The sequence below is a fragment of the Nocardioides hankookensis genome (assembly GCF_042658885.1).
GTDB lineage: Bacteria > Actinomycetota > Actinomycetes > Propionibacteriales > Nocardioidaceae > Nocardioides > Nocardioides hankookensis.
The window spans coordinates 484,166-509,104 of the sequence record NZ_JBHSRJ010000005.1 but is presented as its reverse complement, the minus strand read 5'-3'; the positions used below and the strand labels follow the sequence as shown (position 1 = coordinate 509,104).

General features: G+C 68.5%; 23 protein-coding genes. 20 read left to right on the top strand and 3 right to left on the bottom strand.

Features of this window, described 5'->3' with window-relative positions:
• Window positions 1–141: 141 nt before the first annotated feature.
• Entirely contained in the window at window positions 142–741 is a 600-nt protein-coding gene (locus ACFPYL_RS17005; protein WP_379156785.1) for an RES family NAD+ phosphorylase, read from the bottom strand.
• A gap of 1 nt (window position 742) precedes the next feature.
• Window positions 743–1,117, bottom strand: coding sequence for an antitoxin Xre/MbcA/ParS toxin-binding domain-containing protein (locus ACFPYL_RS17000; RefSeq protein ID WP_379156783.1), 375 nt, complete (start codon window positions 1,115–1,117; stop codon window positions 743–745).
• A gap of 173 nt (window positions 1,118–1,290) precedes the next feature.
• Here ACFPYL_RS17000 and ACFPYL_RS16995 point away from each other — a divergent pair, with 173 nt between their 5' ends.
• The 4 genes from ACFPYL_RS16995 to ACFPYL_RS16980 all read left to right on the top strand — a co-directional run bounded on the left by ACFPYL_RS16995 (window position 1,291) and on the right by ACFPYL_RS16980 (window position 5,457).
• On the top strand, window positions 1,291–2,511 hold the full coding sequence (locus tag ACFPYL_RS16995) for a hypothetical protein (RefSeq protein ID WP_379156780.1): 1,221 nt from the start codon (window positions 1,291–1,293) through the stop codon (window positions 2,509–2,511).
• A gap of 120 nt (window positions 2,512–2,631) precedes the next feature.
• Window positions 2,632–3,201 (top strand): sigma-70 family RNA polymerase sigma factor, encoded by a 570-nt coding sequence (locus tag ACFPYL_RS16990; protein ID WP_379156876.1) that lies wholly within the window; start codon window positions 2,632–2,634, stop codon window positions 3,199–3,201.
• A complete protein-coding gene (locus ACFPYL_RS16985; RefSeq protein WP_379156777.1) occupies window positions 3,194–4,123 on the top strand; it encodes a hypothetical protein in 930 nt (309 codons plus the stop codon). The genes ACFPYL_RS16990 and ACFPYL_RS16985 overlap by 8 nt, the downstream gene beginning before the upstream one ends.
• A 77-nt stretch (window positions 4,124–4,200) precedes the next feature.
• Window positions 4,201–5,457: a hypothetical protein gene (locus ACFPYL_RS16980; protein WP_379156774.1), complete on the top strand. Its 1,257-nt coding sequence runs from the start codon at window positions 4,201–4,203 to the stop codon at window positions 5,455–5,457.
• A 369-nt stretch (window positions 5,458–5,826) separates the two neighbouring features.
• Here the strand turns inward: ACFPYL_RS16980 and mobF are convergent, their stop codons facing one another.
• The gene (mobF, locus tag ACFPYL_RS16975) at window positions 5,827–9,330 is read right to left on the bottom strand and encodes a MobF family relaxase (protein ID WP_379156771.1); all 3,504 of its coding nucleotides are present in this window, start codon (window positions 9,328–9,330) and stop codon (window positions 5,827–5,829) included.
• A 339-nt stretch (window positions 9,331–9,669) separates the two neighbouring features.
• On the opposite strand from mobF, the gene ACFPYL_RS16970 reads away from it, so the two are divergent.
• The 16 genes from ACFPYL_RS16970 (at window position 9,670) to ACFPYL_RS16895 (ending at window position 24,935) form a co-directional block, all read left to right on the top strand.
• Window positions 9,670–10,293 (top strand): hypothetical protein, encoded by a 624-nt coding sequence (locus ACFPYL_RS16970; protein ID WP_379156768.1) that lies wholly within the window; start codon window positions 9,670–9,672, stop codon window positions 10,291–10,293.
• Between the two features lie 248 nt (window positions 10,294–10,541).
• A complete protein-coding gene (locus tag ACFPYL_RS16965) occupies window positions 10,542–11,237 on the top strand; it encodes a hypothetical protein (RefSeq protein WP_379156765.1) in 696 nt (231 codons plus the stop codon).
• Between the two features lie 126 nt (window positions 11,238–11,363).
• Window positions 11,364–11,960 (top strand): SAF domain-containing protein, encoded by a 597-nt coding sequence (locus ACFPYL_RS16960; protein WP_379156763.1) that lies wholly within the window; start codon window positions 11,364–11,366, stop codon window positions 11,958–11,960.
• Between the two features lie 41 nt (window positions 11,961–12,001).
• Entirely contained in the window at window positions 12,002–12,724 is a 723-nt protein-coding gene (locus tag ACFPYL_RS16955; protein ID WP_379156760.1) for a hypothetical protein, read from the top strand.
• Window positions 12,725–12,933: 209 nt separating this feature from the next.
• The gene (locus ACFPYL_RS16950; RefSeq protein ID WP_379156757.1) at window positions 12,934–14,220 is read left to right on the top strand and encodes a CpaF family protein; all 1,287 of its coding nucleotides are present in this window, start codon (window positions 12,934–12,936) and stop codon (window positions 14,218–14,220) included.
• A 209-nt stretch (window positions 14,221–14,429) separates the two neighbouring features.
• Window positions 14,430–15,107: a type II secretion system F family protein gene (locus ACFPYL_RS16945; protein WP_379156754.1), complete on the top strand. Its 678-nt coding sequence runs from the start codon at window positions 14,430–14,432 to the stop codon at window positions 15,105–15,107.
• Window positions 15,104–16,006 carry a type II secretion system F family protein gene (locus ACFPYL_RS16940; protein ID WP_379156751.1) on the top strand — a complete coding sequence of 301 codons (903 nt, stop codon included), beginning with the start codon at window positions 15,104–15,106 and terminating at the stop codon, window positions 16,004–16,006. The genes ACFPYL_RS16945 and ACFPYL_RS16940 overlap by 4 nt, the downstream gene beginning before the upstream one ends.
• Before the next feature lie 50 nt (window positions 16,007–16,056).
• Window positions 16,057–16,287, top strand: a complete 231-nt coding sequence (locus tag ACFPYL_RS16935) for a hypothetical protein (protein WP_379156748.1) — start codon at window positions 16,057–16,059, stop codon at window positions 16,285–16,287.
• Complete coding sequence (locus ACFPYL_RS16930) at window positions 16,256–16,690, top strand: TadE/TadG family type IV pilus assembly protein (RefSeq protein WP_379156745.1); 435 nt, start codon at window positions 16,256–16,258, stop codon at window positions 16,688–16,690. Before ACFPYL_RS16935 ends, ACFPYL_RS16930 begins: the two co-directional genes overlap by 32 nt.
• Entirely contained in the window at window positions 16,687–17,154 is a 468-nt protein-coding gene (locus ACFPYL_RS16925) for a TadE/TadG family type IV pilus assembly protein (protein ID WP_379156742.1), read from the top strand. The genes ACFPYL_RS16930 and ACFPYL_RS16925 overlap by 4 nt, the downstream gene beginning before the upstream one ends.
• Window positions 17,151–17,615: a TadE/TadG family type IV pilus assembly protein gene (locus tag ACFPYL_RS16920; RefSeq protein ID WP_379156739.1), complete on the top strand. Its 465-nt coding sequence runs from the start codon at window positions 17,151–17,153 to the stop codon at window positions 17,613–17,615. Before ACFPYL_RS16925 ends, ACFPYL_RS16920 begins: the two co-directional genes overlap by 4 nt.
• Entirely contained in the window at window positions 17,612–20,848 is a 3,237-nt protein-coding gene (locus ACFPYL_RS16915) for a LysM peptidoglycan-binding domain-containing protein (protein ID WP_379156737.1), read from the top strand. The genes ACFPYL_RS16920 and ACFPYL_RS16915 overlap by 4 nt, the downstream gene beginning before the upstream one ends.
• Window positions 20,849–21,250: 402 nt before the next feature.
• Window positions 21,251–21,439, top strand: coding sequence for a hypothetical protein (locus tag ACFPYL_RS16910; protein WP_379156734.1), 189 nt, complete (start codon window positions 21,251–21,253; stop codon window positions 21,437–21,439).
• Window positions 21,440–21,663: 224 nt separating this feature from the next.
• Window positions 21,664–22,596: a bifunctional DNA primase/polymerase gene (locus ACFPYL_RS16905; RefSeq protein ID WP_379156731.1), complete on the top strand. Its 933-nt coding sequence runs from the start codon at window positions 21,664–21,666 to the stop codon at window positions 22,594–22,596.
• Window positions 22,597–23,053: 457 nt separating this feature from the next.
• On the top strand, window positions 23,054–23,881 hold the full coding sequence (locus tag ACFPYL_RS16900; RefSeq protein WP_379156728.1) for a serine/arginine repetitive matrix protein 2: 828 nt from the start codon (window positions 23,054–23,056) through the stop codon (window positions 23,879–23,881).
• A gap of 127 nt (window positions 23,882–24,008) precedes the next feature.
• Window positions 24,009–24,935 (top strand): hypothetical protein, encoded by a 927-nt coding sequence (locus ACFPYL_RS16895; protein WP_449289718.1) that lies wholly within the window; start codon window positions 24,009–24,011, stop codon window positions 24,933–24,935.
• The last annotated feature ends 4 nt before the right edge of the window (window positions 24,936–24,939 follow it).

Sequence of the window (24,939 nt, the reverse complement as noted above, 5' to 3'; positions counted from 1 at the left end):
GATCGCAGGCTGGTCGACCACACCGTCCACGGGCGCCTCGGGTTCTGGTCTGTCCCCCGATGTCACAATCGGCCCGGCGTGACCAGGCGGTCCTCGCCGAGAGTCAGCGTTCAGGCTGGCTCATTCGTAAGGCACGTGCCCCTAGGACTCTTCGCTATGCACGATTCGTAGCTGTCGGGGGTCTGGCGGCAGTGCTTCCCAAGTGGAGACCCCGCCGGCGCGTTGGGGGCGCTCGTGGTCGGGCAGCAGGTCGGTGAAGAGCGCGAGCGTAGTCCCGCGCTGGGTGGCTGAGGGAACGAGAAGTCCGTGGCGGCCGATCTGGTGCGCAGCCTGTGCGACGGCCCCGCACGCAAGGTACGCAGCCCCCGTTGCTGGATCCTGGGGCTCGCTGAACAGGATGGCGGGATCGAGCCCAAGGTCGACTCGGGTGGCTGCTTTGGTCAGGTCGAGGATGTTGGTGACTTCGACGATGCAGCCTACGAGCCCCAGCCTTACGGGCGGTTGAGCTGGGTCCATTGCGTTGTCCGTGCTGTGCCGGTACGCCTCGATGACGCAGGCCTCATAGTCGTCGGCCAGGTAGAGAACGCGGAAGGTGGCGGGGGGACCCCAGCGCCCGCCGCGGTCGCTGCCGTCGAAGGCGTAGGGGACGCGACGGCGCGCTGTGAAGCGGTAGTACCGGCCGCTGACCGAGACGGTCCCGGCGTCGGCTACCACTCGCGCCAGCGCGCGGTCGCGACTCATGTCAGAAGTTCCCGTCGGCGAGACGGTCGAGCAGGTCGATGACCCTGTCTGTCTCACCATCTGTGATCAAGTCGAGCGGTCGTCGACCCTCGAGCTGTCTGTTACGCGCGTGAAGCCACATCACTCCTCCTTCGTCGTCGTAGACCTCAGCAACAAGGTCAAGTACGTACTGCAGGTCCAGCAGCTGTCGCAGCCGTTGGCTGTTGGCGGGCGTGCCTTGCCCGGCTGCCCAGTTCTGAACCTGGCGCTGGCCAACCCCCACGATCTCGGCGATCTCCTGGGTGGTCAGGCCGGCTTGTTCCCTCACTTTTGCGATCACCCTGGCGACCTGGGGATCGGTCGCAGTCGTGCCGGATGCTCGTGCATGAGCGGACATAGCGGTTCCTCTCTGGCGGTCAATGTCGAGCGTATACGTCTACGTAAGGGAATGCGTACCCAACCACGGAAAAAGTACGTCACATTATTCGGTCTGCACTTCGTGCTAAACTTCGTTTCAATGTCATGATGGTGTGACTACAAGACCCGAACCACTTCTGAAGGATGTGGACGATGGCCGAGATGGTGCTTCGCGCGGGACACAACGACCAGCGCGTGATCGAGGACCTGCTGACGAACCCCCGCGCGCTCCAGCCACGTCACAGCCGGCTGATCCGTCGTCTGGTTGTTGACGCCGTCGCCGCTGCCCGCACCGACGTGTTCGCCCGAGCAGCGACCGACTCCGCCACCCAGCTCCTGATTGATCCCATGACGCAGCTGCTGACCTCCACACAAGGCGTCGACGACAGCTGGGCTGCCCTCCCCTTCGCAACGGCGAGCGCTGTGCCCTTGTCGCAGCTGCGTGACCCGGCCTACCGGGCACACTTGATCGAGCATGTGGTCGAGTTCGAGCTCGACCACGGCGCGACCGGGATCATCCCGCCGTACATCCACGTTCCCGACCCCGAGGGCCCGGAGGCGGAGATCGCGGTGGCGCTGATGCGCGAGACCCGCCTGCACGTCGATGACCTCGGGCTCGGATTCCAGCTCCTGCCGGTCGTGTCCGTCGACCTGCGCAAGGTTTCCCTCGACCACACCCGGTGGGCGGGGGGCCTCGGTCGGCTCCTGCGGACCGCGAATCGTATGGCCGATGCGCCTGTCGCACTGGGACTGTCGATGTCGAGCAAGCTGACGGAGACGAGCATCTACAAGTCCGCCCGCATCTGGCGTCGCGCCGCAACGATCGGACCTTTCATCGCCTGGCACGCCGGCCAGACCGGCCTGCTGGCCATCACGATGGGCGCCACCGGCTACGAGGCCGGCATGGCCTCCAACGAGCGCTACGACGTCAACTCCCAGCAGCGCAACCGCATGCCCCAGAACAGCGGACCCGCCCCGCGGTACACCGGCGTCTACGTCGAAACTCTGGGCCACTCCCTGAGCAAGTCAGCGGTGACCACCCTTGCGAACGTGCGGGGGGTGGCCGGCGACCTGACCTGCATGGACCCCCTCTGTTGCCCCAGCGGACTGGCGAGCATGACCGGCGCCGGCCGACGCCAGCACGCCGTTCGCGCCCGGCTGGTTGACCTCGAGGAACTGAACAGCATCGGCGCACGCGGATGGCGTCTGCACCACCTCTCGAGCCGTGCGGGACAGGCCGCCGCAGCGGCCCAGCGGATCCGTGCGGCGGCCGACAGGCTCGGCGTCAAGGTCGGCGCCTACCCCGAACCGCACCTGGCGATGGAGCGTGTCACGCTGGGATTGCGCGAGACCGCTCGTTCCGCGATCGCGTAACGACCTGGCCGCCTCGGGTCCGAGTCGCGTCGGCGGAGACCCGCCAACGTGGCTCCGCGACGCGTCCCGCACGGAATCTGCCTCATCCAGCTGACTGCGAACCATGTTCAAGCCACGAGAATGCGACCGCACTGCAACGGTGGAGGCGCACGCCGCGTCCATGGTGTTATGCAGTCGAATGTGGGTGGGGCGTTGACCAGCCCGGGCCTGGATGAGGACGTGGGTGATTACCTGTCACGGCGCCTGGAGTGGATGACGCGCTGTGCCTACCTCCTGACCCGGGATGCTGACGCTGCTCGAGACCTCGCGCAGGACGCGGGGTTGCGTGCGTGGGCTGCGCGAGACAGAGTGGCGGCAGCGACAGATCGCGACGCCTATGTGGCTCGGATCATGCTCAACGTCCTCCGGTCGCAGCACAGGCGCAGAACTGTTCCTGTAGTCGACGCTCCCGCCGGGCTGGACTCGCTTCCACTGCCCACGGGCGCATCGGCGGAAGACGCCGTCACGGTAGTAGCAGCTCTGGAGGATCTGTCGCAGCGTCAGCGGGCGGCGGTCGTCCTTCGCTTTTGGTCAGACTTCACGGACCAGCAGATCGCGGATGCCCTCGGCTGCCGCCCCGGCACTGCCCGGAGCTTGCTATCGCGCTCGATGAAGAAGCTTCGACTTTCCTTGGAGGACCAGGATGGCTGACAACAGTGATCTTGAGCAGCGCGTGAGAGACGCGCTCCACGAGCAGGCGGATCGTGCGCCCGCTCCGCCACTGAGGGCGGCGCCTTGGGAGGCTCGTACGCACATGAGCTTTAGCGCCGATACCACCGTGCCGGGCAGTGAGCAGCCGCTGCGACAGCGCAGTGGTACTGCGTGGCGCGTGCTTGGCGTCGCCGCCGCGGTGGCGATCGTCAGCGTCGGGACGACGTTGACGATCCAGGCGGTCCAAGACGGCGATGATCCGGCACAGCCTTCGGCTCAGCCCGGCGCCAATGTGGAGATCGACGACCCGGTTCCAGTCGGCTTGGCGTCAGTCGTCGTCGACGTTCCGAGGTCCTGGGCCCGCGGCACGCAGCAATGTGCCGCAGTGAGCGCGCCGACGGTGCTCTTTGAGACCGATGGACGGCGATCTTGCGGGACTAGTGAACCCACCGCCGACACCGTCTCGATCCGCCGCGACGGTCACAGCACCGACGACGACACCACCCCTGGAAACACAGACATCCAGGTGACGAAACCGCGCCAGGACGGGGCAGGCTTCACTGTGGTCAGTGTCGAGGACGCCGCACAGGGCGTGACCTTCGAGATCCGCACGCGCGACACTGCGCTCGCCGCCGCGATCGCCGACTCTGCGCGAGCGCTTGACTCGGACCAGACAACGATGCCGGACGTCACCTTCGGGTTCACAGGCGGAGTTGCGGGCTCCACCGCCCCACCGGACGTCAACGAAGTAACCCGGAGGCTCGAGGCATCCGGACTCACAGCAGAGATCCACTTCGCCGACGGTGCCACTGCGAAGCGATGGGGATCAGTCACCCCGTCGATCCCTACCGGGACAGTCGTTCCGACCGGAACGACGATCGTGGTGACGTACGGGCCCACAGCCCGCGAGCCGAACACCTAAAGGTGGACTAGACCCCTCCCTCACGAAGACGGACGACGCCCTACCGTCAATGGCTCACGTCGTTCTCGGGAGGAACCATGAAGCGTCTCGCCGTCGCCGCCGCCGCCCTCTGCGTCACTGGCGCAATCGCTGCGGGCGGACAAACAACCCTCGCGCAAGGCGCTCCAGCACCGGACTCGACCGATGTCGCGAAGGAGCCTTCGTTCGACGGGTTCGACCAAATCCCGGGGCAAGTCGCTGGACACCGCATCAACAAGTTCCTCTTGCCTGCGGATGAGGCAAAGAGCTCAGGCAAGACGCTGGCCTCGCTCAGCAACGGAATCATCGGGGTCCTCGGGAACCCCACCGACGGGTACACGGTGATCGTCGGCTCCGACTACGACCAGGAAGCGGTCGAGAAGGAGCTCACTGCCGGCCTGGACGAGACAGCTCAAGCCCTGATCAGCACGAAGGCCTCCCCTGTCACCGCAGCCGATCTCAGCAATGCCTGGGCCGCTGTCAACGACCACTCGCAATCACTCCAGCGCTCGCTTGGCGCGTACTCCATCGACATCGATGCTGCGACCAGCCAGGTCGTAATCGAGGCCAGCGGGCAGACAGTCGCGAAGCGGTCGGGCGATGCCACCCGCACCGAGACTGAGGTGGAGTCGCTGGCTCCCGGGCTGATCGACGTACAACTTGGCGAGACGACCCAGCGGCTAGTCCGCAGCACTCCGGACGCCGCTCCCCACTACGGTGGATCCTGGATCACCTGGCCGAACGGCACCTACTGCAGCTCAGGGTTCACGGTCGTACGCAACGGCACGACAACGAGGACCTCGGTGACGGCCGGGCACTGCGGAGGTGCGAACGGTACCGAGTTCACATCCGGCGCCTACTACTACGGAGACAAGGCCGGTCTCGCCAACTACCCGGACTACGACCAAGCACGACTGCAAGGCTCCACATACCGGGAGTTCATCCGCGTCGGCGGCGGCAACGACGCACAGAGCCTCCGCTCCGTCCGCGGCGCAACGGACCCAGTCATCGGCGACTCCCTCTGCCAGTCGGGTGTCACGTCTTATGCCGAATGCGGCATCGTCGTCGGCAGCCTAAGCGCCACCCTCTGTGACCCTGCCGGCTGCACGACCTACCTCGGCGCCGGACGAAAGGAGACCGACGCGATCGCGGCACGCGGCGGAGACAGCGGTGCACCCGTGTACTTGCGGTTCAGCAACGCTGAGGCAGGCATCCGAGGCATGCTCATCGGGGGCGGGGACGGCGGACGCCGTATGTTCTTCGAGCGATACGACTCCATCGCCAACCACCTCAACGTTCACATCTACACGAACTAGCGACCGGCGCCGGATCCGCTCACGTCTCGGACCTCTCCATGTAATTCACGTGCGATCGTCTGCATGGGGCGCCACGGATAGAGATGTAGCCAACGTTCCAATGTCAGGCGCCGTTTTCGTCTTTGTTCGCACGCCGTTCGTCACAAGTGCTCTGCGGCGGGTCTTGCTTCATGCAATACCTGCCGCACCTGCTCAACGCGAACGATCTGTGCGAGAAGTGCACGAAGGGTCACCGATGCGATGACGGGGAGCGCAGGCGACATGATCACGGGATCGCCTCTCTGACGGGGTCACATCCCGTCGTACACCGAGGTCTGTTCCGGCGCCGCCTGAGCAGGCGTCCTGTGAGCAACAGAGGCGAAGCCTGGGCTATAGACCAAAGACGGCGTCGCGCTCGGCTTCAACGGCGCGGAACTCACTGCGGCTAGCGCTCGACAGCGCGACTGTCTCCGTTAGTGCGATCTGCGCACGCCGATGGTCTGCACGCTGGGCGTCGTTGGCCGCGCTTCCGGCCAGAGGCAAGTCGCTGGTGATTTTGTATCGATCCCGGTAGGCGGCAACCGACGTCGCGGCGCGGACCCATTGCTCACGCTGGGTGGGGTCCTGGGGAGGTTCGCCGAGCCGGTGCGTCCATGCGGCGCCGCCTCCGATGCCGACATCTAGGAGCGCCCGAGCACGCGACTCGATGAGTTCCTTCCGTTGATCGATCGCTCGTCGGTCCTCGGCTGACATCGGGCCGAGCGGCTCGGGGATCAGGCCGGCGATAAGCCGCGGACGGAGACGGCAACCGCGCGGCGGAGTCGCTGCGAGCTTGTCGACTCGATATTGGAGGACCGCTCCGATGTCATCGGCGTCGTCGAGAGCATGCCGCCCGACTACCCGATGCAGAAGGCGTTTGAGGTCGTGGTGGTACGCCTCGGCGCGTCGCAGCGCCGCAGTGAGCGGGCCGAAAGCCGTCGACTCGACAACGGCGGCGTGCTGCTCGGCGGTCAGCCCGGAACGGCTGAGCAGGTCGGCGAAGCGGTCGTGCTGAGCTTCGGCGGCGATCGTCCCGAGTTCGGCCGCGAGGCGGTCGATGCCGCCGAGGATCTCGTACTCCGCCTCGATCGTCTGCGTGGCGGAAAGGTCGGCGCCGCTGTGCTGGAGGACGCCGTACAGAACAGTTCTGGCTGTGACGTCATTCGCCTCGGGCGTGGAGTGGCTGTCGTCGGGCTGGTCGAGGGCGACGTACGCGATGTTGGCCTCGCGGCCGCGGGTTATGGAGACGTAGAGGTTCTCCCGGGTCGTGGATGCAGTGACGACGACGTGCGCCGTGTCGACGGTGACGCCTTGAGCGCGATACGCCGTGACGGCGTAGCCGAGGTCGACGTGCTCGGCGACGTACTCCAGCGGCAGGACCGTTCGCCCGCCGCGGGTGTCCAGTCGCTTGACCAGAACAGAGCCGTCCCGCCGGATGTCGGTGACCAGCCAGCGGTCGCCGTTCTTCACCCACCCGCCGCGCAGCGTCCGGATCCGGCGGTCGTTCTGGCGCGTGATCACCACGTCACCCACCGAGGCTCGGCAGCCGTCGACCAGATCGACCTCGCGGTGGTCGGCTGCGCCCTCCTGGAGCAGTCGCTCTGCCCGCGCTCGTTCGTTGAGCGCCCGGACATCGCGCGCGGACTCGGTGACGAGGATGCTGTCGCGTCCGGCAGCGCAGTCGGCGCGCCAGGCGACGTACGCGGCGTCGACCATCTCGTCGGTGAGGCCCTCGCGGATCCGCTTGTGGCGGGCGTACGCCGAGATGACCTGGACGTCTCCCCGGCTTAGCGCGAGCGAGGCCTCCTTCTCCCACTCGTTGGCGAAACGGTGGATCTCATTCAGCGCCGGGGCATCCGTGCGCCGGTCGACGAGGAGTGCGAAGGCTCCGCCAGCGTCGACGGACTGAAGCTGGTTGGAATCGCCGACGAGCAGCATCTTCGCACCAGCGCCGGCAGCGATCCCCGTGAGCCGATCCAGTGTCACGGTGTCGGCGAGGGTCGCTTCGTCGACGATCACCAGCTGACCGCGCCGCAGTTCGGTGCGGCCGCGGTCGTACTCATGGAGCCACTTCGAGGTGTTCTCGCATGCGACACCGAGGTCGTTCGCCAGCGCCAGGGCTGCGGCGGCAGACGGCGCCAGACCGATGACACTCCCCCGCCCATGCTCGCTGATCCAAGCCGCTCGGAGCGCTCTCATCGTGGTGGTCTTGCCAGCCCCTGCGGGCCCGACCAATAGGTCGATCTGGCGGCCGGAGCGACAGACGCTCTCCACCGCACGCCGCTGCTGAACGGTCAGCGAGACCGTGCCACGGCCGCCTGCTCGACCCGCGACCCTGGCTGACACCGTCGGTGCGGTGCCCTTCTCCGCTCGTGCCAGCAACCGCCCCTCGGCCTCGAGCACTGCGATCGAGGAATACTTCTCACCGTGCCGCGGGCGGAACCGGCTCGTGCCGTCCTCGCGCTGGAACCGAGCCGGGCTGAGGGCAAGCTCCGGCGGCGTCAGGACGACGGAGCCCGCCTGGGCCGCGTCCACGATGAGCCCGACGACGGCCTCCCGGTCCTCCGTCGTCGCGAACCTCAGATCCATCGTCTGCTTCGCCGCCTCGGCCAGCAGGTTCCAGTGCGTCCACACAGCCCGCTTCACAGAGACCGCCGCGACAACCTCGGCACCGATCGCCTCGATCGCTGGCATCGGCACGTCCTCCGCAGTCAGGAGGTCGCCGTCTCGGCCGATCACCGACAGCGACCAGCCCGTCGGCTCGGCGCCCAACCGCTTGGCGACCCGCCGCCGCCAATCCGCGGTGAGGTCGGCGAGCGACCGCACCTCCTTCGGCGGACGCGTGGCCAGTGTCGCCTGGGCGCGGAGCTCGACGATCGTCCTCCCAGAAGGCATCCTCCCGTGGCGAGTGACGTACTCCGCGATGAGCTCGTCCTTCTTGAGCTGGATCTCGCGGGTGCGGCTGGAGAACTCAGTGATCAGCTCGTCGGTCACGCCCGCGATCTCCCATCGAGCGTTCCGGTCGGGTCCACGCTGCCGCAGCTCCCATTCGATGCCGAGCTCGCGCGACAGCCGGTCCGCCAGGAGTGCGTCGTAGTGCGCAGACAAGCCGGTGCGCGAGGCGAAGACCGGGCGTCCGTCGAGGCTGCGCCAGCGGCCGTCCATGACGGTAAGAACCTTATTGGCGACGACGACGTGCGTGTGGAGCTGCGGGTCCCCGGCCCGGGAGTCGAAGTGGTCGTAGGCCACGGCCGCGACGCCTGCCACGTCGACCTGGGCGACAGCGCCGTCAGCGTCGGAGATCCCCGCCCGAGTGGCGGCGACCTCTCGTTCGAACAGCGCGATGACGTCTGCGACCGCCGCGTGATGAGCGGAGACGATCCGTTCCTGGGTGACGGCGTCGGCGACACCCCAAAGCACGGAGACCGACTTCGGCACGCTGAAGGTGAGGTCGAACCCTGCCACCGCGCGCCGCATCCCAGCGGCGGTCTCCTTAGCCTCGATCCTTGCAATGTCGTCCGCGCAGCTCTCCCGCGTCATTTCTTGATCGAGGGCTCCGACACGCTCGTCGATCCGGTCCGAGAGTCGCTTGTAGGACGGATACGCCCGGCCGAGTTGCTCGCCCGTGATGGGGTCTCGGCCCATGCCGACGAGCAACGCGAGCTGCTCCTCGGCGACGTGCATCGCAGGCTTAATCTGTCCCGCGCCGAACGCCTCAACCCCGGATCCCATCCACCTTCCAGGCGGCGTCCCTACCTCGGCGTAGTAGCGCGTCAACGGCGTCGACAGCGCCCGGCCCCCGTCGCCCGCGGCAACGGAGCGGAGCAGGTATTGGTACCCACTGCCGGCTGACATGCGCCGTATCGAGATTGTCACCGCCGCATCGCTTCCACAGCCCTCAGGTGCGCGCCCTTCTCCACAGCACCCCTCGATCTGCACACCGTGTGAAGCCGAGGAGGGGTTGAATCCACGCAGGGCGCTGGACAGGAGGTCGCGGCGCTGGGAGGGCGCTCAGCGGCCGGTCGATTGGGCTGGCAACCGGCGAGCACCTGAGGGAGTGAGAGGCCGGCGGAAGACGCGCAGGTCAGGGACCGCATTTCGGGCTTACGATGACGAGCAGACGATGCACGCACCGCCGGTGGGGCGTCGTCTGCGCTCCTCGAGCCTGACGGCGAGAGGAAGCAGGAACCGCACATGACCAGATCACTCGGGGTGAAGGCATGGGCGACCGGCACGGTGGTGCTGGCCGCGCTGACCGGCTGCGCCAGTTCGGGTTCGAGCGCCGACCCGTCGCCCCCAGCGACGACCGCCGCGTCCTCGCCCACCACGACGTCGTCATCCCCGTCACCGACCTCGGCATCAGAGGTCGCCTCGACAGCGGCCGAGGACGTCGTACGCCGCTACTTCGCCGTGCTCGATGGCCTCCGCCATGATCCGACCAAGGCCCTCGCCCAGCTCTCATCCGTCGCAACCAGCACCCAACTCGCCGCCCAGAAGCGTTTGCTCACGACCGAGCGATCCCAGAAGCTCCGGCAGGTCGGCGACACCAAAGTCGTCGACGTCACGGTGCAGTCGGTCAACCTTGACAACTCCGACCCGTCCGCAGGCAAGGTGCCAACCGCGACCGTGGACGTTTGCTGGGATGTGAGCGACGTCGACATCGTCGACAAGGGCGGCAAGTCCGTGGTGAGCCCAAACCGAGCCAGCGCGGGAGCGACCCGTTACACCGTCGCGAACTATCACTGGTCCGACGATCCTTCGGCTGGCTGGCGCATCGCGACCGGCCAGGACCTTAAGCACACGACATGCGTTTCCTAACTCGCGCATCCGCGCTGCTACTGCCGGTTCTCGGCTTGAGCGCATTCGGACCGTGGCCCGTCTACGCGGACACCGTCTGTCAGCAAACCGACCCTGCTACAGGAGCATGCATCGTTTGGGTCGAGGTGCCGGGCCATCCTGGGACACCCGGCGGGGGTGGCGACGATGGTCCGATAGACACCGGTTCTGGCGCCGCCTGCTATTGGGATCCGTCGAAGCAAGGACTGCCTGGTCCGCCGGCTGGGCCGGTGCCGTGCGACTCGCAGTACGGGTACTGGTCGAACGCTTACAACTGCTACCTGAAGGTATTGGATCCGCCACTTCCAGCCGGTGATCCGGCGTGGCAGGGTCACGACCCAGGCGATGGCGCCGTCTATCTGTGTTACCAGCCTCAGAGCGGCCTGGCGATCCAGGTCTGGGCACAAGACCCACCCGCGGGTTCGGGCGCCGGACCGTCACCGCGGGAGGTCGCTCAACTCGCGGTCGACCAGATGCACCTGTCGGCTATCGACATCGGCATCGTTCCGGAGCCGGGCCCGGACAGCATCGGCTTGGTCGGGATGCCGGTGTGGATGTGGGCGAAGGCTCCCAGCGAGCACACGTTCGGGCCGATCACCACGAGCGCGTCGGCTGGCGGGATTACGATCACGGCGACCGCGAATGTCCTCAACATCACCTGGGACATGGGCGATGGGACCGAGGTTGTCTGCGACACAGCCGGGACGCCGTACAAGCCGTCGTACGGGCAGAAGAACTCGCCTGACTGCGGCCATACGTACAAGAAGTCGAGCGCAGACGAGTCCGATGACGCCTTTACCGTCACCGCCACCTCGAGCTGGGTCATCACCTGGGCCGGTGCAGGTCAGACAGGCACCATCCGGCTCGGTGGACTCACGCGCTCGACACAGATCCGGATCGGCGAGGCGCAAGTGCTCGTGAGCTAACGAGGTGCGCGGGAGGTACGACGAATGTCCACATCTGCTCGAGAGGACCGGAGGACCGGCCCCACCCCGACGCCGCCACCGACGGCCGTGGTGGTCCCACCGCCAAAGCTGCGTCGGCGACCGGCGATGATCGTGGCCGCGGTGATCGTGACCGCCTTGGGCTGCCTGATCGGTGCGTGGGCCTGGGGTGCGACGACCAATACCCAGGAGGTGCTCGCCGCGCGGGACACGATCCACCGTGGCGAAGTGATCGGGGCCGGGGACATCGAACGTGTCCGGATCAGCAGCGACCCAGCGCTTTCACCAATGTCCGCCTCGGCGTACGACGACGTTGTCGGCACGCGGGCGGCACTCGACATCGCCGCCGGCGGATTGCTCACCAGCGAATCGACCACCGACGAGCCGCTGCCGCCGAAGGGCCAGTCGGTCGTCGGGATCTCCCTGACTCCCGCGCAGGTGCCAGGCATGCCTCTGTACGCCGGCGACCGGGTGCGGATCGTCGTTACACCCGGCGAGAGCGGGGATGCCCCGGCCGGCGCACCGCAGTTCACGGTCGGGGAGGTCGTCAACACCTTCGCGGACGAGACCACGGGCAACACGGTCGTGAACGTTCTGGTGCCGTACGCCGACGCCGGGATCCTTGCTACACGCGCTGCCACCGGCAACGTCGCGCTGGTGCTCGACTCTGCCCAAGACTCCGCCGACGACGTGGGGGCACAGTGATGGCCCTCGTCTGTTTGACCTCTGCTTCCGGATCGCCGGGGGTGACCTCGACGGCCGTCGGCCTAGCATTCTGCTGGCCTCGGCCGGTCCTCTTGGTCGAGGCCGACCCGACCGGCGGGTCCGGGATTCTCGCAGGCTTCCTGAAGGGCACCGCGGCCTACGACGGTGGACTGATCGAGCTCGCCCTCTCCCCCCTGGCGCCAGCGGATGCGCTGCGCGAGGTCGCACGGCCGCTCAGCCCGCAGGTCTCGCTGGTCGCCGGACCCCGGTCACACGGCCAGGCGATGGCGCTTCGCGATGTGTGGGAGCCACTCGCCGCAGCCCTGGTCGACCTTGAGGCCAGCGGGCAGGACGTCATCGTCGACGCCGGACGGCTCGGCCTGGTGGGGACGCCTGATCCGCTGCTCGAGTCGGCAGACGCAACGCTGCTCCTCACCCGCACGACCCTGCCCTCGATCTCCGCGGCACGCTCGTGGGCCGAGACAGCCCTACAGCCGGCGGCGGGCTGGCGCCACCCAGGACTCGTGCTCATCGGCGAGGGCAGGCCGTATCGCGACACCGAGGTCGCCAAGGTGCTCAGGATGCCTGTGGTGGCCGACCTGCCGGACGACCCTGAGGCCGCTGCGGTCTATCACCGCGGCGCCAGCCCGCCTCGCCACTTCGACTCCGGGTCGTACGTCCGCGGGTTGCAGGCCCTCGCGCAGTCGGTCCAGGCGCATGTGGCACGCGGCCGGTTCGCTCTCGTCCAGGAGGCCACGCGATGAGTGAGGCGTCCCGCTACCGACACGACTACGGCGACCTCTCACGCCTTCCGCTGTTCGCCCAGCAGAGCACCGACGTGCCTCCCGCTGAGGCTGGCCTCAGTCGACCCGCCGTGGCTGCTCGAGCGTCGGAGACAGTTGTCGACCCCGATATCGACTGGTCAACCGTAGCCGAACTGCGCGCCCGGGCCTCGGAGCAGCTGAGCCAGGCCGTGGCCGCTGATCGGGCCCGGCTGGACAAGGACGCTCAGCAGGAGCTCGGCCGGTCGATCGTCCTCGACCTCGTCGAGTCGGTGATGGCTGAGGAGGTCGACGCAGGTCGGGGGGCCTGGAGTCCGGCACGTCAGCGGGCGATGGCACAGGCCGTCTTCGACTCGCTCTTCCGGCTTGGGCGGCTCCAGCCTCTTGTCGACAACGACGACATCGAGAACATCGTGATCGTCGGCCACGACAACGTGCTGCTCGAGCTGATCGACGGCACGCTCGTCGACGGTCCGCCGGTCGCCGACTCCGACTCTGAGCTGATCGACTTCCTGGTCTTCCTCGCCTCGCGCAGCGAAGTCAACGCCCGCTCCTTCTCCGAGGCCCAGCCACGACTTCACCTCAGACTGGACGGTGGCTCGCGCCTCGCAGCAGCGGCCTGGGTGACACCGCGGCCGTCCGTGGTCATCCGCCGGCACCGGCTGATGCAGGTCACACTCGACGACCTCGTGGAGCGCGGCATGATGAGCACGACCCTCGCCTCGTTCCTGCGCGCAGCCGTGCGGGCGCGCCGCTCGGTCGTGGTCGCGGGGGCTCAGGGCGCCGGCAAGACGACGCTGGTCCGGGCCCTGTGCGCGGAGATGGACTCGATGGAGGCGATCGGGACCTTCGAGACCGAGTACGAGCTGCACCTCCACGAGCTCGGCCGACACAAGATCGTCCACGCCTGGGAGGCCCGACCCGGATCGGGTGAGCGCGGCGTCGATGGCCGGCAGGCCGGCGAGTTCACTCTCGACGAGGCGCTCGTCGACTCGTTCCGGTTCAACCTGTCGCGCCAGATCGTCGGCGAGGTCCGGGGCAAGGAGATCTGGGCGATGATCAAGGCGATGGAGTCGGGGACCGGCTCCATCTCCACCACCCACGCCTCCGACGCGGTCGCCGCCATCCGCAAGCTCGTCACCTGCGCGATGGAGGCCGGCCCGCACGTCACCCAAGGGCTAGCGACGTCCAAGCTCGCCGCCACGGTCGACGTGATCGTCCAGCTGAGCATGGACACACGTGCGGTTCCGGGCGGCATGCAGCGAACCCGTCGCGTCGCCGAGGTCATCGCGTTGACCCCTGGCGAGAAGGAGGTCGGGTACGCGACCACACACGTGTTCCGCGCCGACAGTTCCGGAGTCGCGAATCCGGAGGTTCTCCCCGACGAGTACCGCGCGCTGGCGCAGTACGGGTTCGACCTGGGCGGCTACCTCGCAAACCAGCCGTACCCAGTTGACTCACCCGGAGTGCGGGGATGAGCCCGCTCTCGGCAGGTCTCGCCGGCGGCCTGATCGCACTCGGCGTGCTCGGCATCGTCGTGGGCCTTCGCCCTACTGCCACACCGCCCCAGACCAGGCCCGGCCTCCGCACTCGGGGGCGCGGCCTCGCCCCACGGACGCGGCTGCTTCTCCTTGTCGGGATCGGACTCGGGTTGCTGGGCTGGCTGGTCACCGGTTGGGTCCTCGTCGTGGTCATCGCGCCGGTCGCGGTGATCGGGCTGCCGGCACTGCTCGCCGAGCCACCGGCCGCGTCACAGATCACGCGGCTCGAGGCGATGGAGGAGTGGACGCGCTCCCTGGCCGGCGTCCTGACGGTCGGGATTGGGCTCGAGCAGGCGCTCGTGGCCACCCTGCGCTCCGCTCCGGCACCGATCAACGCTGAGGTCACCCGGCTCGTGGCTCGGCTCCGGGCCCGGTGGGATACCGAGACCGCGTTGCGGGCGTTCGCCGATGAGCTCGATGACGCGACCGGGGACCTGATCGCGGCGAACCTCATTCTCGGTGCTCGGCGCCGTGGCGCCGGGCTCGCGAGCGTCCTGGAAGGGCTTGCCGAGTCCGTAGCGGCCGATGTCAGGGCCCGTCGCCAGGTGGAGGCCGACCGGGCCAAGCCGCGCTCGACCGCGCGTTGGGTGACGCTGATCAGCGCGAGCGTGCTGGTCGTCCTCGCGCTCTCGGGGCAGTACGTCGAGCCGTACGCCAGCCCGGTCGGGCAGGTGATCTTGGTGGTCCTGCTCTCGGCGTACGTCGCGACCCTGATCTGGATGCGACGCATGGCGACCGGCAAGCCACTGCCCCGGTTCCTCCAGCGACGAACCGACACCGCACAGCCGAAATCGTCACGCACCGATGCAGGGGTGGCGTCGTGATCTCCGGTCTTCAGCTCGCGATCCTTGCCGGCGGACTGATCGGGCTGGGCCTGTGCCTGGTTGTGGCGCGGCTGCTGCCTGCGGAGCCGGACCTCGCCGATGCCCTGGAGCGTGTGTCGACCTCCCGTAGCCGGTCGACGACGCAGGTCGCGGTCGCCCGCAGCGGTAAGGAACGGCTCGGTCTGTGGGGGCTGCGGGTCCTCCCACCCGGGTTCTGGGTTCGGACCCCGGTCCGCGAGCTCGCGCTCCTGCGGATCTCGCTCGCGCAGTTCTACGGCGAGAAGCTCACCTTTGCTGGCCTCGGACTGCTCATCCCGGTATTCCTCACGACCCTGTTCAACATCCTCGGCCTCGGCATTCCGGTTCAGATCCCGGCACTCGCCTCGATCGTGCTCGCGGTCGTCATGTTCTTCATCCCGAACTACAACGCCCTCGACGAGGCACGCAAGGCACGGGTCGAGTTCTCCCGAGCGCTCGGCGCCTACATCGACCTGGTCGCACTCGAACGGCACAACGGCGTCGGCGCCCGGCAGGCCATGGAGACGGCCGCCGGGGTCGGCGACTCGTGGGTCTTCTCCCGCCTGGCCGAGGAGCTCGCCCGCTCGCGCTGGTCGGGGCTCCCGCCCTGGGACGCGCTGCACACCTTGGCAGCAGAGCTCGGGCTGGCCGAGCTCGATGACTTCGCCGACATCATGCGTCTCTCCGGCGAGGAAGGAGCCAGTGTGTACGCCACGCTGCGCGCCCGGTCGGCCTCCATGCGCACCGCGATGCTCAACGACGAGATCGCTCAGGCCAACGCGGTCGGTGAGCGTATGACGATCCCCGGCTCCCTGCTCGGCGTCATCTTCATGGCCCTGCTCGTCGCCCCCTCTCTGCTCCGGATGCTCACCAGCACCTGACCCAGCCGACCTGTCGAACCGTCCGAACGCTCACCCATCAGGAGGAACCCATGTTGAAGATCCTGGTCCTGCTGCAGCTGGCAGTCCTCGCCCCCATCGACCAGCACGGCGACCGACCCGTCGCTCACCGGAGAGCCGTCGTGCGACTCAGGCGTCGTGACGAGCACGGCTCCGTCACGACCGAGTACGTGTTGTGGGCGGTCGCGGTGATCGCCATCGTCGGCATCGTCGTCGCGGCAGTCACGGCCTATGTCCAAGCGCAGTCCGGCAAGATCAAGTAGCTGTCTGCGGCAGCGAGACGAGCGCGGGTCGGTCTCGATCCAGCTCGTCATTCTGCTGCCCGCATTGTTCGCCGTCCTGTTCGTCGGCATGCAGGCAGCGCTCTACTATCACGCCCGAACCGTCGCCATTGCTGCCGCGCAGGAGGGCGCTCGCGCCGCAGGGGCTGAGCGCGGCCGCGAGGCCGACGGGGTCGACGCGGCCAACGACTTCATCGCCGAGGCCGGTGGCCACGATGTCCTCAGTGGGTCCTCGGCGAACGCGAGCCGCACGGCAACCCAGGCCACCGTCACCGTCAGCGGTTTCAGCCTCAGCGTCATCCCCGGCTGGCATGTCCGGATCACCCAGAGCGCCACCGTCCCTGCGGAGCGAGTGACGGCACCCACGGCTGCGGGGTCGCCATGAAGGCGGCCACTCGGCGGCGCGCGATGAGTCCGGCGCGCAGGGAGCGTGACGAACGCGGATCCGCGGCTATCGAGGCAGTGTTCGGTGTCCCGGCCTTCGGGCTCTTCGTCGGCCTGATCATCTTCGGCGGCCGCACCGCCAGCACCGACGAGGCGCTCCAGTCCGCTGCCGCCGAGGGCGCGCGATCTGCCTCGATCGCCCGAGACGCGCAGGTCGCCCGGATCCAGGCACGTGAGGCTGCCGTCGCCAGCATCGCCAACCAGGAGATCGGCTGCGAAGGCGTCGAAGTCAGCGTCGACACCAGCGACTTCGGTAAGCCGCCTGGGGCCCCAGGCTCCGTTGAGGTCACCGTCTCCTGTCGACTCGCGCTCTCCGACCTCTCGGTGCCGGGCGTACCGGGCTCGCGCGTCATGCGGGCCTCGATGTCCAGCCCGATCGACACCTGGCGGGAGACAGCACCATGAGCCCCACGAAACCGGCCCGACCCAGAGCGAGACGAATCGGCGCGCGAGCGCGTGATGAGCGGGGCTCCATCACGGTCTGGATGGCGCTGTCCAGCTTCGCGATGATCTTCCTCCTTGGCCTCGCGGTCGATCTCGGCGGCCAGGTCCACGCACACGAACGCGCCCACGACGTCGCAGCCCAAGCAGCACGCGCCGGCGGCGAAGAGGTCGAGGGGAGCGCTGCAGTCCAAGGACACGCTCTAGCCGTCAGCCCCGCGGCCGCACGAGCGGCCGCACAGCAGTTTCTCGCCGCCGCGGGGGTCACCGGAACCGTGACGATCACCGGCGGCGACACCCTCACCGTGACGGTCCACGACACCTACGACGCCCGCTTCTTGGGCCTGATCGGGATCAACCGTCTCGATGTCACGGGCACAGCGACGGCCCGCCTCATCCGCACCCTCGGAGGTAGCGAGCGATGACCCCCACCGTCAATTCCCAGCACTCCCCCGGCTCCGGGTCACGTGCGCGGCTGCGTGGCCTCGTGGCGACGCTCGGGCTCGTGGCGTTCGTCGCCGGCGTCCCCACCTCCCTGCTGGCGATCGGTGCCGTGCCGAATCTGTCCACGTTCTCGTGGTCGCGGCTCACTGAGCGCGACGACGGAACCCTGGTGCTGGCGGTCATCACTTGCGTCTGCTGGATCGCCTGGGCGATCTTCACCTACCAGCTGATCGCCTCGATCGCCTCGCGGCTCCGGGGCACCGACACGCCTCGACTGCCGGGCCTGGCCGTCCCGCAAGTGGCCGCCGACCGCCTCGTCGCAGCCGCCGCCCTGCTGTTCGTCGCCGTCCCCTCCGTCGCCGTCCTGCTCCCCCAACGACCGGCCGACGCCACGGCGGCGGTGGCACCGGCCAGCCGCGAAGCCGCAACGCATGTCACGGACCGGGCCACTCCGGTATCTCGCTTCGCCTCCGCTCCGCCTGTGGTGGCTGCAGGTCCCGATCGGCCCGACACACACACGCCGACTCTGCCGAGCGTCGAGAAGCAGGAGCCGCACCTCGAGCAGTACACCGTCAAGCGCGGCGACAGCCTGTGGCGGATAGCCGAAGAGCGCCTCGGAGACGGCGCCCGGTACGTCGAGCTCGTCGAGCTCAACAACGCCGTCCTAGAAGGGCGCCCCGACTTCCTGCTACCCGGCACCGTCCTCCGCGTTCCCGCAACGAACCCTGCCCCTCAAACCGCCACCTCCGCCGAGAGGGACGAGACCTACGTCGTGCAGACCGGCGACACACTGTCCGGGATTGCCGAGACCGAGCTCGGGGAGGCCGACGCCTACCCCGAGATCTTCACCGCCTCACAAGACACCACCCAGCCCGACGGCCGACGACTCACCGATCCGGACCTCATCCTCCCCGGCTGGAAACTGACGATCCCCGGGCACGAGCGCTCGGACGCACCGCCGGAACCCCGTCACATCAAGGCCCACCACCCGGCACCCCACAACCACGACCACAACCACGAGGACGGCACCGGGACGACCCATCCTCCCTACGCACCCACCGAGCCCCCAGCCCCTGACCTGGCGCCATCGGACGCCGCACCGTCGGACGTCGCGCCGTCGGAGACTGCCGGCGACCAGGTCACAGAACCGCAGGAATCGGGGGCCGACGCCCACGACACCATCGCACCCTCGTGGCTCATGCCCGGCCTCGCGGGCGCCGGATCGATCCTCGGCGGCGCCGTGTGGCTGACGCTTCGCGCGCAACGACGCACCCAGCTGCGATACCGGCGACCCGGGACAGTCATCCCACCGCCGCCCGCGGAGCTGGTTGCGGTCGAGAAGACCGTCCGGGCCACCGCGTCGACGATCGCTCCCCGGATCGACCTGCTCGACACGGCCCTGTGCTCGGTCCGGAAGCACCATCGCCTCCTCACCGTGACGCTCAACGAAAGTGCGATCGCGCTGACACTCCACGAACCAGCCGACCTGGCTGCGCCGTGGATCGGTTCCGGCACCGCCTGGCGCATCGGGCTCTCCGAGGTACCGGAGCGGCCCGATGACTCGTTCCCGCCGTACCCGCTCCTGGTCAGCGTCGGGCGCAACACGGATGGTGCGTTCGTGTTCCTCAACCTCGAGGAGCTTCGCGTCGTCGCAGTCAGTGGTGAACCTGAGCGGACCACTGCATTGGCTCGCCACCTTGCCGCCGAGCTGGCCGTCAACCCGTGGTCGAGCGTCACCACCGTCGACCTTCTCGGCCTCGGCGCAGACCTCGCCTCGTTCAACCTCGGCCGCGTCCGTACCCACCCGGCGGGCGACACCGAGTTCATCGCCGACCTCGCCAGCGGTCTGTCCTCGATCACCGCCCCCTCTGACCCCGACGACTTCTACGCGACCATCGTCGCGACCGCGGACCGGCCGGCCGCCGATCTCGCTCGGCTCGCGGAGGTCATCGCCTCCGTCCCGGGCCGGTCCTCGGCGGCACTCATCGACTTCGCCGGCGACCCGCAGGCCGCCGGAGCACACCTGGAGGTGACCGCCGACGGGCGGCTGCGCGAGACCCGCCTCGGAGTCGACGTGACCGCGGCTGGCCTCAGCGAGGAGGAGGCGCGAGCGTGCGCACTACTGCTGGACCTGACCCTCGACGAAACAATGGTCCCGGTCCCTGCAGCGGACGCCGGCCCCGAAGGGGTCTGCGACCAGGGTGGTGCATTGGTGGAGGACTTGACCGAGCCTCGGCCGGACGGCGCCGCTGGCGAGGCGTCGCTGCTCCCCCGGGAAGCGCACGTGTATGCCGACGCCGCGGCGACGACTGTCGAGGACATCGAGGCGCTCGCCCCACAGGCAGCCTCGCAGGCCCGGGCAGCCGTAGCCGCTGCGGACCCGGACCTGGACGAGGACCTCGCCCGGTGGGAGTCCTCGACGCTGTCCGCGGCGAAGCTGATTCTGCTCGGCCCCGTCGGTGCCCGTACCACCGGCGATGCGAAGGCGACCTCACATCGTCGTCCATTCTACGTTGAGCTCTTGGCCTACCTCGTCCTGCATCCACGGGGCGTCCCAGCCACGGAGATCGCCGATGCGTTCGGTCTGCGGCCAGAGCGCGTCCGGGTCGACATGAGCCAGCTGCGTCGCTGGCTCGGCAACGACCCCGGTACCGGAGAGCCCTACCTGCCCCATGCGGAGCCAGGCGCTGGTCCGCACGCCGCGGCCCTCTACAAGACCCAAGGCGTCCTCTGCGACCTCGACCTGTTCCGTCGCCTGCGTGCCCGCGGACAGAGCCGCGGCACCGAGGGGATCGACGACCTTGTCACCGCGCTCGGACTGGTCCGCGGCGAGCCCTTCACCCAGTTGCGCGAGGACCATTGGAACTGGCTCCTCGACGCCGACCGGTGGGACCACATCATGAGCAGCGCCATCGTCGACGTCGGACACATCGTCACCACCCGCGCCCACTCCGTCGGCGACCCAGAGCTCGCGCTGTGGGCAGCTCAAGTCGCCTACAGCGCATCCCCCTACGACGAGGTCGCCCAGCTCGACATCATCGCGGCCGAGAAGGCCCTCGGGCATGACGAGCAGGCCGACCAGGCCCTGAGCGCGGAGGTCTTCAACCGACGCGACGACGATCATCCGCCGATCGACGTTCCCAGCCGCACCACCCAGGTCATCCGCAACCTGAGCTGGAGCACCCCCAGATCTCGCTCGAGGCGAACCGGCTGACAGGCCCAGACGCTCGTTCGCACCAAAGGTCAGCGCGCCGCACTCATCTCCGGGGCCCGTCGTTCCAGACGTTGATGTCGCTCTTCGCTGGGCGGATCACCGTGGCCGGCAGCCACGCCTGCTGGATGCTGTCTCGCAGGTGGGTGTTGTCGAGCCAGATGACCCAGGCGAACCACCACCGTGCTCCCTCGCGGCGCCAGTCGAGGATCAGACCCGGCGCTGGCGGAGGGTAGTTGCCTCGCCCGAACCTCACCCAGCAGTGCCGCCAGTGCCCGGGCTGGGGCCATGCGTCGTGCTTGGGCGGGTTGGTGGACACGCCCCATCTTGACCCATCATCGAACATCTGTTCGACTTGACCCTGTGGCGACGACACCCCCACTGACGAGCGACGAGCATCGGTACATGGCCGGGTACGAAGCTGGCCGAAGCCTCGCACTCCAGGCCGGGTCGGCGGCTGCGGGATACCGCTGGCTCGCCGACCACCCTGAAGTTGGAAACGCGTTCGTCGCCGGCTACGAGTGGGCGCTGTGGGACTACGAGGACGCCAACGGTCTGGTCCACTCTCCCGCCTCGAACCGGGCCGCCGGGTGAGGTGGATGCCGGGTTCGCCTGCGCAAGCCGATCGTCCAGACGGCCTCGAGCGCCTCGGATCCCGGCCCTGACAGCCCCGTCGGCGAATTCGGCGAATCTTCTTAGGGAACGCATCTGACCTGCACAAACGCAAGGTTCCCCCCGCGTTCCCCCTTGCGTTCCCCCTTGCGTTCCCCCTCGGTGTTCCCGGATTCCGGTAACACCGCTGCGCCACTCTCTGGCGCATGTTCGACCCGACCAACCCAATCCCCGACTGGACCGTCTCGACGATGCAGCGCGTCGCCGCCGAGCCGACGCTCGCGGAAGCCGCGATCCGCTACGCGAACCTCGGCATCCCGGTCTTTCCATGCGTGCCGAGCGGGAAGCAGCCACTCACCCCGAACGGGTTCCACAACGCGACCTCGTCTGCCCGCATCGTCCACGGTTGGTGGCAGCGGACCCCACAGGCGAACATCGGCCTGCCGACCGGTGCCAGCACGGGGGTGGACGTGGTCGACGTCGACGTCCACACCGGGGGCAACGGGTTCGCCGCGTTCGAACGCGCGCGAACCGACGGGATCGCCGAGGGCTGGGGGTGGCTGGTCCGCACGCCTTCGGGCGGCGTCCACGCCTACTACCCGGCCGCGCCGGACCGTGAGCAGCGCTCCTGGCAGGTCCCATCCGCGCACGTCGACTTCCGCGGCGATGGCGGCTACATCATCGCTCCCCCGTCCCGTGTCGAGGTCAACGGACGAAACATGCCGTACGAGGTCATCGCCGTCGCGACCCGGCGACCGGAGCCGGTCGACGCGAGCCGACTCCGCCAGTTCCTGGAACCGCCCCGCAGGACACACCCGGCGCCACCCTCGAACCTGACCCAGCACGGGTGCCGACCCGAGGCACTCGCACGAGTGGTCGCACTGACAGCTGAAGGCGGACGCAACGACGCACTGTTCTGGGCGTCGTGCCGGATGGTCGAGACCGGCCACAGCCGCGAGAGCGCACTCAGCTACTTGATGCCGGCTGCCCAGCACGCCGGGCTCCCCGACCGGGAGATCGAGACGACGATCAACTCGGCCTATCGGGTCGCCTCACGGCTCGGACCAGCCGGCCACTCTGGGAGTCGCGTGGGCCCTACCCCGCCGACCACCGCACACAGTGAGGCGGCCGGGCCGTGAACACCCACGCCGAGTACCGCCGCCACGACCACCACGACGGCCAACGTCCCACCGACCCGGTCGATCAGGTCGCCTCGGCCCACGATCAGGACGCCCCTGATAGCGCGCTGGCTCACCACCGCGACCCGTCGCTCATGCCGGATCCCCGAACGCAGCTGTCCACGGCCCTGGGTCTCGTTTGGGTCCGCCCGACCGACCTCGCGGCGCACACCGCGCCGCTCATCGGGCGCGGGATCGATCTGCAGGCCGAGCTGATCCGGCGGGCACGGCGTACCCCAGCGTCCGCCACCCGCGCGATCCCAGGGCTCCTCGAACATCCCACGCGAGCGACATCGCCAGGCACGTCAACCACATCACCGACCCCACCGACGACCCCGCCGCCGACCCCTCAAGCGAACCGGAGGCCGGCGCCTTCACCGGCACCGATGTCGGTGGCCTACACGGAAGGACCGTCACTATGACCTGTTCATTCGAGACCTCGAAGGGGCTGCGCCGGCTACTGATCAGGCTGCGGGTCTCCGGTCCTGGGGCATGGGAGCACGACCCGGAGGCCCGGGCGCTCATGGTCTACACCGAACACAAGTACAAGGCGCTGGCGCTCAAGCACCGCTGCGACCCGGCCACGGGGGCCACGGCAGCGTTCGAGGCGATGCGCACCTACGCGGTCCGTACCGCCGACGACCCCTGGGCAGTGGTCACCATGGCGGTCCGGGCCTCGCTGATCGCCGAGGAGCGCGCCCTCGGGCTGCTGTGCTCGGTCGACCAGGCTCGCCGGCCGGAGTTCTCCCAGCATCACGACGTACGACGGTTCAGCGAGTCCGACGCGGATCTTCCCAACATCTTGCCGGTGCTCGCCGTCGTGCCGGTCGACCCGGTCGAGGTGGATGCTCCGCCTGCGGCTCGACCGACCACGGCGCTTGAGGCGTTGGAGCGGACTATCGATCTCTTCGCCGCCCTGGGCTGGCCGCGCGATACCGCGACGTGCCTGCTCGACTACATCGGGGGCCGGCTGGTCGAGTCCGGCTCCCGTCCCCGGGCCCACGCTGCCCTGCGCCGCGATGGCACGGCCCGCGCGCTGCTCGACATCGACCAGACGGTGTGGTCGACGGTGCTGCGGATCATCCTCGGCAACCCCAACCCCGACGAGGCCTACACCTGCGACGGCCACGGGGTCCTGGTCCGGCTGCTCATCGGGCACCACGTCACCGAGCTCCTCGACGACGACCTGTTGGTCTTCGACATCCACGAAACCGCCCCGCGCCCGGGAGCCCGGATCAATGCCTGAGACACACCCGGCGGCCGGGACTGAGCATGGCCCCGACGCACGGGGTCGCATCGAGCTCGACCGGACCCTCGACTCGATCGTCGTCGGCACCCGGTACCGCAGGGACCCCGGTGACCTCACCAAGCTGATGGACTCGATCAACGAGCTCGGCCTGTTGCAGCCGGTGACCATCACTCCCGACGGTGTCCTGATCTGTGGATGGCGGCGCTTGGAGGCCGTGCGCCGGCTCGGCTGGCGCTCGATGAACGTCTGGGTCCGATCCGGGATCTCCGGCAAGCTCGAGTCCCTCATGGCCCAGCGGGACGACAACGAGCTCCACCTGTCCTTGAACGAGATCGAGAAGGCCACTCTCTACCGCGAGCTCAAGCAGATCGGCACAGAAGAGGCCTTGCGCCGGATGCAGGCGACCCAGTTCAGGGCGGATGAGGATGGTCAACTGCACGGGTATGCACCGGGTGCAGGGCCGGGCGAGACCGGCACAGCTCGAAGTCAGGCAGCCATGGCGATCACCGGCAAGGCGTCGTACAACACCCACGAGCGGGTCTGTGCACTGATGGACTGGGCGTCTCGCAAGGCCACCCCACCCGAGATCCGGACCATGGCCAACGACGCGCTGCGCAAGATCGAGAACGGGGAGCCGATCAAACCGCTCTACCAAGAGGTCAAGGCGGCCTACGACGAGACCCAGGCCGTCCAGCCGGAGGTCGAAACCGAGCTCGCCCGTCTGGCGCGCGAGGCAGTCGAGCGCATCAACGGCAAGAAGGGACGCAAGGGACTCAAGCGGAACCACGGCCCGACGAGCCACTTCCGCAGCGTCCGGTCGTTCGTCCTGACCTGGACCGAGCTCGATGGGTGGACCGAGTTGTACGACGTCGATGCGCTGGCCGCCGGGCTCACCCTCGCCGACTGGGAGCGGTTCGACCGTGTCGTGACCGCCACCATCGCGTTCCGCGACCAGCTCATCACCGCCCGCCGCCACGCCACCCGAGACACAGGGGAGGCAGGGGACGCCGGCGCCGCCCGATCTACCGACTTCGGGGACACGTCGGCGTAGCTGG

Coding starts and splice junctions, on each gene's coding strand:
- ACFPYL_RS16980 (WP_379156774.1), top strand. CDS start 4,201: ATGAAGCGTCTCGCCGTCGCCGCCGCCGCCCTCTGCGTCACTGGCGCA.
- ACFPYL_RS16895 (WP_449289718.1), top strand. CDS start 24,009: ATGGACTCGATCAACGAGCTCGGCCTGTTGCAGCCGGTGACCATCACT.
- ACFPYL_RS16985 (WP_379156777.1), top strand. CDS start 3,194: ATGGCTGACAACAGTGATCTTGAGCAGCGCGTGAGAGACGCGCTCCAC.
- ACFPYL_RS16995 (WP_379156780.1), top strand. CDS start 1,291: ATGGCCGAGATGGTGCTTCGCGCGGGACACAACGACCAGCGCGTGATC.
- ACFPYL_RS17005 (WP_379156785.1), bottom strand. CDS start 741: ATGAGTCGCGACCGCGCGCTGGCGCGAGTGGTAGCCGACGCCGGGACC.
- ACFPYL_RS16960 (WP_379156763.1), top strand. CDS start 11,364: ATGATCGTGGCCGCGGTGATCGTGACCGCCTTGGGCTGCCTGATCGGT.
- ACFPYL_RS16935 (WP_379156748.1), top strand. CDS start 16,057: ATGTTGAAGATCCTGGTCCTGCTGCAGCTGGCAGTCCTCGCCCCCATC.
- mobF (WP_379156771.1), bottom strand. CDS start 9,330: ATGTCAGCCGGCAGTGGGTACCAATACCTGCTCCGCTCCGTTGCCGCG.
- ACFPYL_RS16990 (WP_379156876.1), top strand. CDS start 2,632: ATGCGACCGCACTGCAACGGTGGAGGCGCACGCCGCGTCCATGGTGTT.
- ACFPYL_RS17000 (WP_379156783.1), bottom strand. CDS start 1,117: ATGTCCGCTCATGCACGAGCATCCGGCACGACTGCGACCGATCCCCAG.
- ACFPYL_RS16915 (WP_379156737.1), top strand. CDS start 17,612: ATGACCCCCACCGTCAATTCCCAGCACTCCCCCGGCTCCGGGTCACGT.
- ACFPYL_RS16970 (WP_379156768.1), top strand. CDS start 9,670: ATGACCAGATCACTCGGGGTGAAGGCATGGGCGACCGGCACGGTGGTG.
- ACFPYL_RS16925 (WP_379156742.1), top strand. CDS start 16,687: ATGAAGGCGGCCACTCGGCGGCGCGCGATGAGTCCGGCGCGCAGGGAG.
- ACFPYL_RS16905 (WP_379156731.1), top strand. CDS start 21,664: ATGTTCGACCCGACCAACCCAATCCCCGACTGGACCGTCTCGACGATG.
- ACFPYL_RS16900 (WP_379156728.1), top strand. CDS start 23,054: ATGACCTGTTCATTCGAGACCTCGAAGGGGCTGCGCCGGCTACTGATC.
- ACFPYL_RS16910 (WP_379156734.1), top strand. CDS start 21,251: ATGGCCGGGTACGAAGCTGGCCGAAGCCTCGCACTCCAGGCCGGGTCG.
- ACFPYL_RS16930 (WP_379156745.1), top strand. CDS start 16,256: ATGTCCAAGCGCAGTCCGGCAAGATCAAGTAGCTGTCTGCGGCAGCGA.
- ACFPYL_RS16920 (WP_379156739.1), top strand. CDS start 17,151: ATGAGCCCCACGAAACCGGCCCGACCCAGAGCGAGACGAATCGGCGCG.